Annotated in this window: 12 protein-coding genes; 7 read left to right on the top strand and 5 right to left on the bottom strand. The window is 72.0% G+C overall.

The genetic code is table 11. The features are described from left to right. Positions 1-5 precede the first annotated feature (5 nt). From OV427_RS49695 to OV427_RS49685, 3 genes are all read left to right on the top strand, one after another. Positions 6-1,463 carry an RtcB family protein gene (locus OV427_RS49695; RefSeq protein ID WP_267863296.1) on the top strand — a complete coding sequence of 486 codons (1,458 nt, stop codon included), beginning with the start codon at positions 6-8 and terminating at the stop codon, positions 1,461-1,463. Positions 1,464-1,531: 68 nt separating this feature from the next. Next, positions 1,532-1,900, top strand: coding sequence for a VOC family protein (locus OV427_RS49690; RefSeq protein WP_267863295.1), 369 nt, complete (start codon positions 1,532-1,534; stop codon positions 1,898-1,900). A gap of 74 nt (positions 1,901-1,974) precedes the next feature. Further along, positions 1,975-2,712, top strand: coding sequence for a hypothetical protein (locus tag OV427_RS49685; RefSeq protein ID WP_267863294.1), 738 nt, complete (start codon positions 1,975-1,977; stop codon positions 2,710-2,712). 45 nt (positions 2,713-2,757) lie between these two features. Here the strand turns inward: OV427_RS49685 and OV427_RS49680 are convergent, their stop codons facing one another. The 4 genes from OV427_RS49680 to OV427_RS49665 are packed head-to-tail and all read right to left on the bottom strand — an operon-like array spanning position 2,758 to position 7,492. After that, positions 2,758-5,655 (bottom strand): CHAT domain-containing tetratricopeptide repeat protein, encoded by a 2,898-nt coding sequence (locus OV427_RS49680; RefSeq protein ID WP_267863293.1) that lies wholly within the window; start codon positions 5,653-5,655, stop codon positions 2,758-2,760. A gap of 1 nt (position 5,656) precedes the next feature. Beyond that, positions 5,657-6,181 (bottom strand): hypothetical protein, encoded by a 525-nt coding sequence (locus OV427_RS49675; RefSeq protein ID WP_267863292.1) that lies wholly within the window; start codon positions 6,179-6,181, stop codon positions 5,657-5,659. A 31-nt stretch (positions 6,182-6,212) separates the two neighbouring features. Then, positions 6,213-6,944, bottom strand: a complete 732-nt coding sequence (locus tag OV427_RS49670; protein WP_267863291.1) for a hypothetical protein — start codon at positions 6,942-6,944, stop codon at positions 6,213-6,215. After that, the gene (locus OV427_RS49665; RefSeq protein ID WP_267863290.1) at positions 6,941-7,492 is read right to left on the bottom strand and encodes an RNA polymerase sigma factor; all 552 of its coding nucleotides are present in this window, start codon (positions 7,490-7,492) and stop codon (positions 6,941-6,943) included. The genes OV427_RS49670 and OV427_RS49665 overlap by 4 nt, the downstream gene beginning before the upstream one ends. A gap of 404 nt (positions 7,493-7,896) precedes the next feature. On the opposite strand from OV427_RS49665, the gene OV427_RS49660 reads away from it, so the two are divergent. The 4 genes from OV427_RS49660 to OV427_RS49645 all read left to right on the top strand — a co-directional run bounded on the left by OV427_RS49660 (position 7,897) and on the right by OV427_RS49645 (position 14,308). Then, a complete protein-coding gene (locus tag OV427_RS49660; RefSeq protein ID WP_267863289.1) occupies positions 7,897-8,085 on the top strand; it encodes a DUF6229 family protein in 189 nt (62 codons plus the stop codon). Positions 8,086-8,088: 3 nt separating this feature from the next. Then, positions 8,089-10,974 (top strand): type 2 lanthipeptide synthetase LanM family protein, encoded by a 2,886-nt coding sequence (locus tag OV427_RS49655; RefSeq protein ID WP_267863288.1) that lies wholly within the window; start codon positions 8,089-8,091, stop codon positions 10,972-10,974. A 101-nt stretch (positions 10,975-11,075) separates the two neighbouring features. Continuing rightward, positions 11,076-12,863, top strand: coding sequence for an ABC transporter ATP-binding protein (locus OV427_RS49650; RefSeq protein ID WP_267863287.1), 1,788 nt, complete (start codon positions 11,076-11,078; stop codon positions 12,861-12,863). A 2-nt stretch (positions 12,864-12,865) separates the two neighbouring features. Further along, positions 12,866-14,308: an FAD-binding oxidoreductase gene (locus tag OV427_RS49645; protein ID WP_267863286.1), complete on the top strand. Its 1,443-nt coding sequence runs from the start codon at positions 12,866-12,868 to the stop codon at positions 14,306-14,308. A gap of 45 nt (positions 14,309-14,353) precedes the next feature. Here the strand turns inward: OV427_RS49645 and OV427_RS49640 are convergent, their stop codons facing one another. Continuing rightward, positions 14,354-14,713 (bottom strand): PilZ domain-containing protein, encoded by a 360-nt coding sequence (locus OV427_RS49640; RefSeq protein ID WP_267863285.1) that lies wholly within the window; start codon positions 14,711-14,713, stop codon positions 14,354-14,356. Positions 14,714-14,875 lie beyond the last annotated feature (162 nt).

Raw genomic sequence — 14,875 nt, 5'->3', positions numbered from 1 at the left:
CGAGGATGGAACCCATCGTCGAAGTCCAGCAACCCCTCACGCCCCGCCTTCGCCAGGTCGGGCCCGCGCTCTACGAGCTGGACGCGGGCTTCCGCGAGGACATGCGCGTGCCAGCCCGCATCGTCGCCGACGAGGAGCTGCTCCGGAAGATGGCGCAGGACCGGAGCCTCGTGCAGCTCGTCAACGTGACGACGCTGCCGGGCATCCAGGGCTTCGCCATCGGCATGCCGGACATGCATGAGGGCTACGGCTTCCCCGTGGGAGGCGTGGCGGGCACGCTGCTTCCGGAGGGCGTCATCTCCCCCGGGGGCATCGGGTTCGACATCAACTGCGGCGTGCGGCTGCTGTCCACCGGGCTCCGTCACGACGACGTGAGGGACGACATCGCGGCCCTGGCCCATGACCTGGCGCGGAGCATCCCCACGGGCTTCGGCCGGCACGGTCGGCTGGCCTTGAATCAAGAGCAACTGGAGCGGGTGCTGACCGAGGGTGTGCCCTACGTGGTGCGCGGTCTGGAGATGGGAACCGAGGACGACCTGCCGAGCATCGAGTCGGGCGGCCACCTGCCCGCCGCCGATGTGGCCTGCGTCTCCCTCCGGGCGCGGCAGCGGGGGCATGACCAGCTCGGGACGCTCGGCGGTGGCAACCACTTCATCGAGGTGCAGCGCGTGGACCGCATCCTCGATGCCGAGGCCGCCGCGGCGTTCGGGCTGTTCGAGGGACAGCTCACGATTCTCATCCACACCGGCTCGCGCGGGCTGGGGCACCAGGTCTGCACGGACGCGGTGCGGGAGATGGACCGGGCCCTGGCGCGAGAGGGACTCCGGCTGGTGGACCGGCAGCTCGCGTGCGCGCCGTTCTCCTCACCCGAGGGACAGGCCTACTACGCGGCCATGTGCGCCGCGGCGAACTTCGCGTGGTCCAACCGGCAGGTGCTCACGCACCGCGTGCGTGAGGTGTTTGGCCGGAGGCTCGGCACGGACGTGTGGCCGCGCATCGTCTACGACGTGGCCCACAACATCGCCAAGGTGGAGGAGTACGGCGGCCAGCGCCTGTGCATCCACCGCAAGGGCGCGACGCGGGCCTTCGGGCCGGGCAACCCGGAGCTTCCCGGGGCGTTGCGCCGGGTGGGCCAGCCGGTGTTCATCCCCGGCAGCATGGGCACGTCCTCCTTCGTCATGGCGGGACGGAGCGAGTCGCGGTCCGTGTCGTTCAGCAGCGCGTGTCATGGCGCGGGCCGGCAATTGAGCCGCGCCGCCGCGAAGCGACAGGTGGTGGGCGCGGAGCTGCGCAAGGCGCTGAATGCGCGGGGCATCATCGTGGAGTGCCCCTCCAACGCGGAGCTCGCGGAGGAAGCACCCACGGCCTACAAGGACGTGGAGCGCGTGGTGGACGCGGTGGAGACCGCGGGCATCGCCCGCAAGGTGGCGCGGCTGGTGCCGCTCGCGGTGCTCAAGGGCTGAGCAAGGTCCTGTAAGACTGGCGGGTGCCGGCCCCGTACGGTGCGCCCATCTCAATCACGGGAGCAGACATGTACGACCACATCGGCTTGAAGGTGAAGAACGTCTCGGCGAGCGTCCGTTTCTACGAGGCCGCGCTCGCGCCCCTCGGGCTCGTCGTGAGCGGTCAGAATGCGGATGGCGCGGGCTTCGGTCCGCCGGGCGCGCCCGCGCTCTGGCTCAACAAGGCAGACGCCGCGGGGCCCGGTGCGCACCTCGCGTTTCGCGCGGCCACACAGGACGCGGTGCGTGCCTTCCACGCCGCGGGGCTGAAGGCGGGCGGGAAGGACAACGGAGCCGCCGGTCCGCGCCCGGACTACGGCCCGGACTACTACGCGGCGTTCCTCATCGACCCGGATGGGAACAACGTGGAAGCCGTCTGCATGAAGGCGGGCGGGTGATGCAGTCGCGGGGGTGACGTCGTCCGCGTCACCCCCGCCATGGTATAGAGCGCGCCTCACCAAGGTAGGAGCTGATGCGCGTACTTTTTTCCATGTCCCCCCTGGCCCTGTGTGCGCTGCTCGCGGGCACGGGCTGTGCCACCACCGAGCCGAGCAAGGCGCAGCAGGTGCTGCTCCAGCGGCCGCCCGCGGTCCACGTGACGGAGCGCACCGCGTCGCTCTCGGCGCGTCCCGCCGGCTGCGCCGTGGAGTACGTGAAGCAGGACCTGGAGGGGGCCCCCCGCACGCGCAAGGTGGGGCGGTTGGTGCTCACCGGCGTGGGGCTCGACCGGGCCCAGGCGGAGAAGCTGCTGAACGACAAGGTCTGTGGCCTCGGCGGCGAGAAGGTCTTCATCGAGTCGGAGGAGTACGGGCGGCCGGGGGAGCGCGACGAAGTCGAGGCTCTGGCCTACGCCTTCGAATCGCCGGTGAACATCTCCCATTCGGGGCTGGTCGCGGACCTCGCCGCCAAGCCGCCCGACTGCCGTCTCGCCGTCCTGCGCACGAAGCAGCCCGACATTCGCTACCAGGAGATCGCCGGCCTCCACTTCAAGCTGTCCCCGGAGTACGACCCCGGAGGGTCCCCGCACCAGGTGCGTGCCATGGTCGAATTGCGGGCCGCGGCGTGCCACCTCGGGGCCGACGCCATCCTCATCACCCAGGAGACCTACGATTTGCCCGGGATGGGCTCCGTCGTGTCCGGCACCGCCATCGTGTTCGAGGAGAACCTCCGTCGCGAGGCACCGCCCCGCCCGGGCGAGCAGACGCTGTAGCCAGAGGCTTCGCCCGGGCGTCCGGCGACTCCGTGTGCCGGGCGCTCAGGGCTTCGGAAGAGAGCGCCGACGGCGCCAGACGCGCACGGTGGTGAGCAGGCAGAGGACCGCCGCTCCCGCTCCCGCCAGGAGCAGACTCGTGGCGCGTGTACCCTCTGGCTTGCGTGGCTCCACCGCCACCAGCGCCGCATCCCCCAGCACGACCAGCCCCGCCCACGCCGACGTGGGCTGCCCGTCCTCCAGGGCCTCGAGCTGGGCGGCCCTCAGCGCGGCGGAAGCGCTCAGCCCGTGCGCGAGGTGCCGGTAGAAGCGGGCCACGAGCTCCGCCGTCTCATCGTCCCGCAGCGGCCACAGGCTGGCCACCACCGCACGTGAGCCCGCCTCGAAGAATGCGCGGGCGAGGCTCAGCACGCCCTCACCGGGCAGCACCGCGCCAGACGCGCTGCGACAGCTCGACAGCACGACGAGGGCTCCCCCCAGGTGCAGCTCCGCGATTTCTCGCGGCTGCAGGATGCCGTCCTCCTCCTCCGCCCCTGGGGCAAGGACGAGCGCCGAGCGCTCGGGAGCCTCCGCGTCGACGACGGCATGCGCCGCCAGGTGCAGCACGCGCACGGAGGCGAGGTCGGCGCTCTTGAGTGCCCGCTCGGACGCTTCCGCACCGACGAGCAACCGCGGGGCCACCGTCGTCTCCTGGAGGGCCTGTTCCACCGCGTGTCCCTCCCACCGGGCCTCCGGCAGCGCGCCGAGCCGGGCGGCTTCCTCGAAGACGCCGCTCCGCTCCGACGCCGTGGCCCGCGCCACCCGCGCGTCACCTCCCCGGTCCGGGTCGGCCAGCACCAGCGCCTCGCCCCCCGGCGCGAGCGGCCGCTGCTGGCGCCAGTAGTGCAACAGGCTGGCGGACGGCACCAGCGCCAGCTCGTAGCGCGCCACCAGCGGCGGCCCGTCCGGGCGCTCGCGAAGCGCGGCGAAGGGCAGGTCGTGCAGCGGCCCGTCCGGCACCAGCAGCAGCCGGCGCACGCCGGAGGGAAGCCCGGCCAGCGCTGGCGCGAGGAGCTGCGTGTGGAGCGCCGCGGCTGCGCCCGCCTCGGAGCCGTCCCGCCGCTCGATGAGGCCGGTGAAGAGGGCCACGGCGGACGTCAGCCGCGCGCGCTCGGGAAGGCGGTGGGCGCGCGTCCCTTCGCGCGTCACCGCGAGCAGCCACGCACCTCCGGCGGGATTGCCATAGACGTCCTGGTCGTCGCCCACGAGGAAGGCGAACAGGGCCTCGTCTGGAGCGAGTCCCCGCTCGATGGTCGCCAGGGAGGGGAACCCGACGGCGCCATGCCGAGGAGCCGGGCGCAATTCTTCCTCGCTCCGCTCCAACTCCTGCAGCTCACGCAGGGCCGCGTCCCGCGGGCCGGCCGCGAGCCCCGGTTCGAGCAGGCGCCGCTGCACCGCCGCCAGCTTCCGCTGAACCTCCGCGCGCCCTGCGCGCCGGCCCGGCTCATCGAATGCATCGGACAGCGCCCACGAGGCCGCCAGCGCGTCGAGCAGCGAGCGCGCCCGCAGCCGTTCGCTGACCCGGAACGCGCGCTCCAGGGCCTCCCGCGGCGCCACCTGTGGAGGCCTTCCCGTCGCGCCGCCCGCCTCCAGCGTCCAGCCCGCGAGCCGGTGGTAGTCGCGGGCCCAGTTCGCGAACACCTCGGCCTGGCTGGAGGCGTTGCGCTGCAGCTCCCGCAGCGCTTCCGCTCCGTCGAGGGCGCGCTCGGCATGCCGGAGCGCCTCGGGCAGCGGCTGCGTGTGCAAGGCCACCGTCGCGCGTCCCCGCAGGGCCAGGGCGAGGGTGTGCGGATTGCCAAGCTCGAAGGCCAGGCGCAGCGCCGCGTCCGAGTCCTGGTCCGCTGCCGCCGGGTCCACCGAGGACCGCCGCTCCGCGCGGGTCCACAGGCAGGCGATGCGCTGATCGGGCATCGCCAGCTCGTCCGCCAGCGCCAGACAGCGCCGCAGGTACTGCTCGCCTTCGCGCTGCTCCTCGGGAGAGCCTCCCAGCATGTCCACCACCAGCCGCAGCGACATCATCTCCAGCGACTTGCTGCCGGCCTGCTCCGCCGCGGCCAGTGCCTCACGGGCCAGGGCCAGGACGCGCTCGCGGCCGCCGGGCTCCGGCTGGCGCTCATTGCGCCGCAAGGCCAGGTTGGCCAGCGCGACGCGCACGCGCGCCTCCTCCGGGCCTTCGCGGGTGCTCCGGGCCAGTTCCGCCAGGCGGTGGTAGAACTCGACGGCCTCATCCAGCCGCCCGAGGCGCGTGCTGACCGTGGCCAGCGAGGTCAGGCATTGCTTCTTGAGGCCGGCGCTGCCGTCCGGGAAGGCAAGCGCCTCCGCGCGCTTGAGCAGGCGGAAGGAACCGCCCGCGTCGTGCTCCACGTCGAAGCGCTCGTTGGCCTCGACGATGAGGGCGCGCGCGTTCAACTCCGCGCTGCCCGAGGCCCGGGCCACCTCACCGATGCGTCGCGTCCACTCGCGGACTTCCTCCGTGCGCCCCTGCGTCACCAGCACGTTGCGCAGGTTGATGGCGGCGATCACTTCGCCCTCCGCGTCCTGGAGGCGGCGGAAGCCCTGGACCGCACGGCGGTAGGCCTCCTCGGCCGGGCTCGGCCCGGAGAGCAGCTCCACGTGTCCCAGCGCCAGGGGGAGCCAGGGCTGCTCGGGGTGTCGGGCCTCCAGCGCCTTCAGTTCCTGCCGGGCGGCGTCGCGCCCCGCCGGGCCCTGGGCGCTCTGATAGAAGCACAGCGCGGACTCCCGCTCGCGGGGCCGCGCCTCGAAGCGCACCACGCACTCCGCCACCGCCGCGGGCACCACCACCCCCGCGTCCCGCGCGGACAGCGCAGGGCGCGCCATGCCCAGCCCCGCCACGAAGGCGAGGATGAGCAGGGAGCGGAAGGCGTGTCGCGGCGGGGGGAGCACGTCAGAGGGTGATGTCCAGGTACTCCCGGTGGCAGCCGTCCGACGTAGGCCCGGGCGGCGGGCCGTCATCGCCCATGATCTGGCAGACGGCAGGAGGAAGCGGAGTGCTCAACGGGAGGTTGGGATTCCACCGCTCCAGCGTCACCACCGCGGCGGAGAGCTCGGTCGGCCCCAGCGGGACGACCACCTGCGCGGAGACGCCCGCGGACGAGGGGGCCCGGTAGCTCAGCCGCAGCGGCACGCCCTCGCTGACCGTCCCCGTGGTCTGCGCCACGATGGTGCCGTTGACGTCCACCAGCCGCAGCGTCACGAGGACGCTTGCGCCGGTGCGCACTCCCGTGTCCACCACCGAGGCCACCACCGTGTCGCGCGTGGCACCCGTCAGGGGCCGCGTCGTCACCCTTTCGACCCGGGGGGGGGTGGTGGTCTGCCCCCAGGCCTGCGTGGCCAGTCCGCACAGCACCATTCCCAGCACCCGCACCCATGCGCCCCCGCGCTGCCTCTTCATCGCACCTTCGGTCTTCATGGAATCCCCCTCCGACACCGGCATGTCACCGTCACTCGACTCGATTAACGAACGTGGCGCTGCGACGTACTGCCCCATCCGGCAGCCTCGCCTCGACCTGCCACAACAGCTTCGCCCCCGGTGGGAGCGCGGAGAGCACCCGCGCGGGCACCGGGTATTCACCGAGCGTCAGCGAGTCCTCGCGATGCACCACGCTCAGGTCCTCCGAGGACAGCTGGAGTGAATAGTGCGTCCCCGGCGGCCCTCCGCTCCAGCGCAGCACGCAGCGCTCGCGCGGCAGGGGCGCGTCCTCGGGCACCTGGGAGACGATGGCCACGGTGGCACCGCCCCTCACGAGCGGTGGGCCGTCAGGCCCCTGCTTCAAGAAGACGCCTGCCACCACGAGCACCAGCGCCGCCGTCGCCAGCGCGCCCCACGCGGGGCGGCTCCACGCGAGGTGGAAGCGGTGTCCGCCCCGGGCCTTCGGGCGCTCCGTGTCGCGCCGGGCCCGCGAGTCCCTTACGGGCTCGCGCTCCGTCGCGTCGGCGGCGGAACGGGTCAGCTCATGGGCCAGGCGCCAGGCGGCGGCCCAGGCCGGGTCCGCGGCCACACGCGCGACGACTTCGCGGCGCTCCTCGGGCGTCGACTCGCCGCTCACCGCGCGCCAGACGCGGTCCGCGTCGACGGGCTCGCCGGCCTCTGCCGAGTCCCCGGCGCGGAAGGCCGCGCGCAGTCGCTCGACGGTGGCGTCATCGGGCTTCTCGTCCGGCATGCGCTCGCTCACGGCTCGATTCCCTTCGTCGCGAGGCAGGCACGCAGCGAGCTCAGCCCCCGGTAGACAAGATTCTCGGTGCGCTTGCCATCCCAGGCGAGCAGCTCCGCGGCTTCTGGAATGGTGTGCCCTTGCAGGTACAGCGTCACCGCGAGCCGTCGGTCCTGCACGAGCCGCTGGAGGCAGTCGCGCACCGCCCGGCCAATCTGCGCGGCCCCCGCGGAGCGCTCCGGGTCTCCCGGCGCCGTGGGCTGACGCGGCATCGCCTCCACCTCTTCGAGGGCCACCTCGCGGCGCCGGTCCAGGCCGCGCATCTCGTCGATGAGCGCCGTGTAGGCGACCCGGTACAGGTAGGCCGGGGAGAGCCGGGCCCGGTCCGGCTCGCGACGCTGGAGCTCCACGACGCGAATCATCGCGGTCTGCACCAGGTCATCGCGGCGGTCGGCCAGGGCCGGCGGGCACACCCGGGAGACGGCCCGCTCCAGGTCCCGCCGGAGCTGCGCGAGCCCCTCGTCCGGGAGGGCCTTCGCGACCGGATCCGGTCTCTGTTGCAGCTCCACGTGGAAGATCCTCCAGGAAGCGCCCATGGTGTTCGAAACCTCTCGGCAAGAGCAAGGCAGTGGCGGTGAAGGGAAGCACCGGCCGCCCTGTTCCTCCTCAACGGTGGCCGCCCTTTATTCCCCTCACCGCTATTTCCGGAGGGATTTTCCGCCCACGACGACGGGCCCGCTCCCGCGGTCCATCACCAGCGACATTGAACCATTCATGTAAGGGGTTCCCGTATCGCTCATGTGACACGGGGGGCTACATTGATTCGCCTGCAACGCGTGCTTATCCTCTGCCGCGTGTCGGAGGTCTGAACCGTGCGAGTGGCGTAGGCCAGAAGTCGCGCAGGTCGGTCTACGGCCGCCCGTCTCGTTCATCCCTGCGGCACGTTCGTCAACCGGAGCCAGAGGAGAGCGTCATGGACAATGCGACTCAGGGAAGCGATCTCGTGGAGCAGTGGCGCAACGACGCCGACATGGACAACCCAGCGGGCCCGTTGTTCATCGGCGGCGAGTTCACGGAGGCGGACATCATCTGTGAGACCGGCACCATCAGCGGCCGGTGTGGCACGGCCTGTACCGGCTCCCTGACCTTCCAGTGCTGCTGAGCCGTGACGGCGTCTGATACAGGCGCCAGTAACTTCACCGCATCCCTGGGGTGCCTGCTCCTGCCCGCCGTGGAGGAGCTGGCAACCCAGCTCGAGCGGGTTACTGGACTCGCTGGCGGCGAGCGCGGCCTCATCGCCGCCGCGACGCGTGACTCGCTCTATTCCGTCCTCGGCCGGAAGCTCACCCGGCTGCTCGTGCTCGAGCTGAACGCCGCGCGTGTGACGGGGCGTCTCACCGGCGAAGACGCGGCGGCACGCTGGACGCAATTCCTGGAGCTCTCGTCCCGGCGTGACTTCTGGGACGGCCTCGCGGGTCCGTATCCGACGCTGCTCCCCCGCATCGGGAAGATTGTCCGCAACCGCTGCGCGGCCTCACTGCGTTTCGCGGTGCGCTGGGCCGCCGACCGCGCCAGCCTCGGCGCCCTGTGCAAAGCGGCGCCCGGGGAGCTGCGGAGCCTGGGCTTCGGTGCGGGTGACAGTCATTGCGGCGGTCAGACAGTCTCGCTGCTTCGGTGCGAGGGCGGGAGGCTTGTCTACAAGCCGCGCTCGCTGGCCATCGACCTGGCCCTGCGCCAGTTCGTCACCGAGCTGGCCGAGTATCACGGCGCCGCCCTGTCCATCCGCGTCCCCGCGGTGGTGCTGCGCGAGGCCCACGGTTGGGCCGAGTTCGTCCCGCACCGCCATGCCTCCGGAAGAGAGGAGCTGCTCGACTTCTACCGTGGCATCGGCCACTGGCTCGCCATCATGCGGCTGCTCGGCGGCAGCGACCTGCACGCGGAGAACCTCATTGCCCATGGCGGCAGTCCCGTCATCGTGGACTGCGAGACGCTCTTCACGCCGAAGCCTCCGCCCCACCCGTCGGGGCTGGGCCAGGCGCTGGACCTCGCGGCGGAGCTGGTCTCCGGCACGGTGCTGTCCATCGGCCTGCTGCCGGGAAGAGGCGAGGGCCTGGGGTGGCGCGGCGTGGACAGCTCCGCCGTGGGAATGCTGCCGGGGCAGCAGCCGCGCCTGCAGCAGCCGGGCGTCATCAAGGCGGGCACCGACGAGGCGCGCATCGGCGCCACCCGCGTCGAAGCGCCCGTCTCCCAGAATCACCCCAGCCCGGAGCCGGCCCTGGCCCGGTACTGGCCCGAGGTCCTCACCAGCTTCGACGAGATGACCGGAACGCTGCGGCGGCTGGACACGGAGGGACGGCTCCGGAGCATGCTGGAGCCCTTCTCCGGCTGTCGCATCCGCGTCGTCACGCGGACGACCGAGGTGTACTCCGAGCTGGCCCGGATGCTGTGGCACCCGGTGTCGCTGCACAAGCCGGAGCCGCCGCGCCAGCGCGCCCGGGAGCTGCTGGCGAAGATGGCCGCCAACGTCTCGACGGCGCCCAGCGACGCGGCGGTCATCGAGGCGGAGGTCGAGGAGCTGCTCGAGGGCGACATCCCCATCTTCACCACGGTGGCCGCGGAGGGCCGGCTGGAAGGCCCGCGAGGCACGTCCTGGTTGCCGCCCCGCAACCTGGTGGACGCCGCGCTGGAGCACTGGCGCGCCGCGGACTTCAACCTGGAGCGCAACGTCATCCAGTCCGCGCTGGTCAGCGCCTACATCAACGACGGCTGGCGGCCGGAGGAAGTGCCGCGCCGGCCCGAGCGGGTGCGGACCGACGGGCTCGAGCGCTCCCGCCGGCGCATCATGGCGCGCATCATGGGCGACCTCGCCGCCACCGCCATTCGTGGCGGGGACGGCACCGTCACCTGGATTGCCCCCATCTTCAGGCCCACCGGCTGGTCCGTGCAGCCGCTGGAGCAGGACCTGTACGGAGGCACCTCCGGCATCGCGCTCCTCCTGGGCGCGTACCTGCGCGAAGCCGCGGCGGGCAGGGCGGACCCGGTGACGGGACTGGAGGCGCTCCTCGCGGCCACGCTGCACACGTTGGACCTGGCCGAGGCGCGGCCCGGTGTGCAGCGGAGCCGGGGCGTGAAGCTCCGGCCGCAAGCACCCGGGGGCTATATCGGCCTCGGCTCGCAGCTCTGGACGCGCCTGGTCCTGGCCGACTGGGGGATGGACGCCGGTGACGGCGTGGCGCGCGCCGCCGCGCTCGCCGAGGGCATTCCCGAGGCGGCCGCGGCCGACGACATCCACGACGTGCTCTCGGGCAAGGCCGGCGCGATTGCCCCGCTCCTCGCGCTGGCCCGGAGGACGGGAGACGCGCGGCCTCTCGAGCTGGCGAGCGCGCTGGGAGACCAACTGTGCGACCTGGCACGGCTCAAGGGCGACGGGGCTTACTGGTCCCACCAGAGCTGGCCGGAAGGCGTGGGCGGCTTCGCGCACGGCGTCACCGGCATCGGCTGGGCGCTGACCCGGCTCGCCCGCGTGACGGGCGCTCCCCGCCATTCGCAGACGGCGCGCGCGGCCTTCGCCTTCGAGGAGGCGCTCTTCGACGAAGGCGAGCAGGGTTGGCTGGACCTGCGCCTGCTCGACGGGCTGAAGACCGCGGCCGCGTGGTGCCACGGCTCGGTGGGCATCGGCCTGGCGCATGCCGACCTGGACCCCAGGCTGGAGCATGCGCGGACGCGGCTGACGCTGCGCCGGGCCGCCGCGGCAACGTGGCGCCTGGGAATCGGCTGGAACCACTGCGCCTGCCACGGCGACCTGGGTGCGTGGGAATTGATGGACCGCGCGATTGCCGCCGGTGAGGGCCCCGAGGGCCTGACGCGCGAGCACCTGCTGGGCACGATTCTCACCAGCATCGAGGAGCGGGGTCCTTCCTGTGGAATGGCGCGGGAGGCCTTCGTCCCGGGCCTGCTGCCCGGCCTGGGCGGCGTCGTCTACCAATTGCTGAGGACCCACCCGGAGAACGCGTTGCCGTCCATCCTGACGGTCGGAGGGGGAGACCCCTGAGCGCGGACGCACCCCAGGTCGAGCTGGAGACACCGTACTGGCGCCTCGACAGGGGCGCGCCAGCGGGCCACGGCCTGTGGGCGCTCGCCCGGCGCGTGGCGATGGCTGTCCACCCGGTGCTGTCCGTGCTGCGCCGGGCGGCGCCCCGGTCCGCGCTCGTGGTCATCGTCTCCCAGTTGCTCGCCGGGGCGGCCACCGCGTGGGGACTGCTGCTGACCACGCGGGTCCTCGGCCAGCTCTTCTCCGAGGGCTCCGGGGCCGAGCGGTTGCAAGCGGCGCTCCCGGTGCTGCTCCTGCTGGGGGGAGTGCAGTTGGCGCGCATGGGACTGGAGACGGCCACCTCCGTGGCGCGAGCGAACCTGGTCCCCCGCGTGTTCCGCGTCGCCGAGGAGGAGCTGTTCCGGACGAGCCTCCAGGTGGAGCTGTCCTCCTTCGACGACCCGGGCTTCTACGACCAGTTGCACCGGGCCCGGGACCGGGGCGTGTTGCACATGGAGGGCGCCACCACCTGCCTCGTCGACGCGTTCCGCGCGGCGTTCTCGGTGGGCGGCGCGGCGCTCGCGCTGCTCTGGCTCCACCCGTTGCTCCTGCCCCTGCTGGTGGTGGCCCTGTTGCCGGAGGGCTGGGCGGCGCTCCATGCGGCGCGGCTCCAATACGCCGGCATGCCGACGACCATCTCCCTCACGCGGCAGGTCCACATGATGGCCGAGCTTGCGACTCAGCGGGAGTGCGCGCCCGAGATTCGCACCAACCAGGCCCAGGACTACGTGCTGTCCGAGTACCGGCGCGGCGCCGTGGCGCTGCAGGACCACCTGGTCCGCATGGGCGTGGCCGAGGCGAGGGCGGGCGCGGTCGGCCGGCTCCTCTCCAGCATCGGCCTGGTGGCGACCTTCGTCGTGCTCGGAGTGATGCTGCACGCGGAATGGCTGGACCTTGCCATCGTCGGCACGGCGGTCATCGCGGTGCGCGGCGCGAGCACGGCGCTCACCCAGTTGATGCAGATGGCGCACGGCCTGTTCGAGAAGGGCCTGTACATCAGCGACTACCGCGAGTTCCTCGAGCAGTCCTCGCGGCGCGTCCGTCCCTCCACCGGGGTGGAGGCGCCGGAGAATCCGGGGCGCATCGAGCTGCACGGCGTCGGCTTCCACTATCCGGGGCAGGAGGGCCGGCTGGCCCTGCGCGACGTGTCGCTGACCATCGAGGCGGGCCAGAGCATCGCCCTGGTGGGAGAGAATGGCTCCGGCAAGACGACGCTGGCCAAGCTGATTGCCGGGCTCTACCCGCCGACGTCGGGCCGCATCACCTGGGACGGCGTCGACCTGCGGGACATGGCGCCGGACAGCCTCGCGGACCGGGTGGTGATGGTGCTGCAGGACCCCATCCGCTGGCCTCGCAGCGCCAGGGACAACGTCCGCCTCGGCCGCCACCGACGCGAGGACCCCGACTCGCGCGTCCTCCTCCAGTCCGCCGAGCAGGCGCGTGCGCTGGAGGTCATCGAGTGCCTGCCGCAGGGCTGGGAGACGCTCCTGTCGCGCCAGTTCCGGGGCGGCCAGGACCTGTCGGGCGGGCAGTGGCAGCGGCTGGCCGTGGCCCGGGGCCTGTACCGGGACGCGCCCCTGGTCATCTGGGATGAACCGACGGCGCCCCTGGATGCGAGGGCCGAGCATGCCGTATACGAGTCGCTCCGGCAGCTGGCCCGCGAGCGCACCGTGCTGCTCATCACCCACCGGCTGGCGAGCGTCCGCAACGCCGACCGTATCTATTTCCTGGAGCGCGGGGCCGTGGTCGAGCAGGGCCGCCACGAGGAGCTGATGTTGCTGGACGGCCGCTACGCGGAACTCTATCGACTGCAGACGAAACTGCACGGGCTGGAGGACGATACTTCCTGACGATGATGACCTCGACCGAAGCCGAAGCACTCTGCCGGGACGTCGACTGGTCCCTGCTCCGCGGGGTCCTCCAGGGCGCGGTGGTGCTGCCGGGAGACGAGCGGATGCTGCTCGCCAACAAGCAGTTCGCGGCGGGCCTGCCGCTCACGCCTCCCCAGGCCCTGGTCCGCTGCCGGAGCACTTCGGACGTGCAGCGGACGCTGGAGTTCCTCCTCGAGCAGGAGCTGCCCTTCTCGGTGCGAAGTGGAGGGCATTGCTTCGCGGACCTCTCCACGCGTGCGCCGGTCGTCGTCGACCTCTCGGAGCTCGCCCACGTCGAGTCCAGAAACGGTGTCGTCGTGGTCGGACCGGGCGCGCTCTCCGCCGACGTCAGCCGGAGCCTGGCCTCCGTGGGCCGGGCCGTTCCCACCGGAGGGTGTCCCCGGGTCGCCATCGGCGGGCTCGCGCTGGTCGGTGGCTTCGGGTTCCTCGGCCGGCGCTACGGGCTCACCACGGACCACGTCGAGAGCATGGAGATGGTCTGCGCCGACGGCCGTGTGCTCCAGGCGAGCAGGGAGGAAGCGGACGACCTCTACTGGGCGCTTCGTGGCGCTGGCGCCTCCGGCTTCGGCATCGTCACCGAGCTGACGCTGCGGACCCATCCCCTGGATGGGCTCACCGTCTGCCACGGCCGCTGGCCCCTGACCGAGGCCGCCGAGCTGATGGCGCTCTGGCAGGAGCATGCGCCCGATGCGGACCCGGATGTGAATCTCGAGCTCGGCCTCGTCGCGCCGGACGACCCGGAGGCCCCGTGCTACGTGGAGCTCTTCGGTGTCATCCTCGGGCGGGGCGCGCGCGTCGTGAGCCTCGTGGAGACGCTGGATCGCTGGCTCGGACCGCTGGCCGGGGACCTGCGCAGGTGGCGCCTCGCGCCCACGGCGGCAGCGGAGTACCTGGTCGGGCTGTTGGACCATGAGGCAGCACCGGCCTGGATGCCGAGCCTCCCGTACCAATCCACCGGCTACCAGTTCACCCGCTCCAGCTTCTTCGATGAGTCGTTGGAGCCGGAGGCCATCCAGGCGTGTGTGGAGCAGTTCGAGGCGGATCGCCGCTACGCGCAGTACCGGGAGCTCGAGTTCATTCCCTGGGGCGGGGCGTATGCGCTCTCCGATGGCACCTCCAGCTTCCTCCACCGGCACGCGCGCATGCTGATTCGCCACACCGCCACCGTGGGCTCACGGTCCGTGGATGCCCTGCGCGAGCACGCACGTGGGTGGGTGGATGCCTCGTGGATGACGGTGCTCCCGCACGCCAACGGACATGTGTATCAGGGCTACGCGGACGCGCGCCTGGATGGCTTCCGCCGTGCCTACTACGGGAGCAACAACCCCAGGCTCCAGCGCATCAAGCAGAAGTACGACCCACAGAACGTCTTCCGCCACGCCCAGACGCTCTCCCCGCCGTGAGCGTGTCCGCGGGCTCGGTCTGAGGCCGCCCCACTTTCAAATCCTTCAGGAGGCCTCCCTCACGTCGTCGGGGACGAGCAGCGGCTGGAGCCGGCTCCACGTGGCGGGCGGCGCGTCCAGGAAGGCCAGTCCCACCTCGTAGCGGGCGACGCCGCCGGGAGGAAGCTTCGACGTCCAGACCACGCGCGCCTTGCACTCCAGCGAGCCGGCATCCGCCAGGAAGAGCTCCAGCTCCAACTGGCTGCCCTCCGCGTGGAACTCGTCGGAGTAGATGCGGGCGCCGCTCCGGCTGACGTCCAGCACCTGTCGGGTTGAACCGAACTGCAGCCGCGCCGGGCGCGAATAAAGCGGAGCCTGGAGACGCGGGAAGGAACGGCGGTCAATCTGCTCGTGTCTGTCTGGCATGGACGGAATGATTGCCAGACACTGTTCGCGTTTGATGCGATTCCAAGAGAACGATAGTCAATTCTGGAACACGCGAGCGTCGGGTTTCCACCGTCCAACACTCCTCACGTACCGTCAGGAGTCTTGCTCGGCTGGCGCATCCCCGCATGGGATGCGCCAGGG

Source organism: Pyxidicoccus sp. MSG2, from assembly GCF_026626705.1.
Lineage (GTDB): Bacteria > Myxococcota > Myxococcia > Myxococcales > Myxococcaceae > Myxococcus.
The sequence above is the reverse complement of the archived record's forward strand: the minus strand, read 5'-3'. Positions and strand labels throughout refer to the sequence as shown.

Bases quoted from the DNA above. Each gene is read 5' to 3' on its own strand.
- OV427_RS49650 (WP_267863287.1), top strand. From the start codon at position 11,076: ATGGCTGTCCACCCGGTGCTGTCCGTGCTGCGCCGGGCGGCGCCCCGG.
- OV427_RS49675 (WP_267863292.1), bottom strand. From the start codon at position 6,181: ATGAAGACCGAAGGTGCGATGAAGAGGCAGCGCGGGGGCGCATGGGTG.
- OV427_RS49690 (WP_267863295.1), top strand. From the start codon at position 1,532: ATGTACGACCACATCGGCTTGAAGGTGAAGAACGTCTCGGCGAGCGTC.
- OV427_RS49640 (WP_267863285.1), bottom strand. From the start codon at position 14,713: ATGCCAGACAGACACGAGCAGATTGACCGCCGTTCCTTCCCGCGTCTC.
- OV427_RS49685 (WP_267863294.1), top strand. From the start codon at position 1,975: ATGCGCGTACTTTTTTCCATGTCCCCCCTGGCCCTGTGTGCGCTGCTC.
- OV427_RS49695 (WP_267863296.1), top strand. From the start codon at position 6: ATGGAACCCATCGTCGAAGTCCAGCAACCCCTCACGCCCCGCCTTCGC.
- OV427_RS49660 (WP_267863289.1), top strand. From the start codon at position 7,897: ATGGACAATGCGACTCAGGGAAGCGATCTCGTGGAGCAGTGGCGCAAC.
- OV427_RS49645 (WP_267863286.1), top strand. From the start codon at position 12,866: ATGATGACCTCGACCGAAGCCGAAGCACTCTGCCGGGACGTCGACTGG.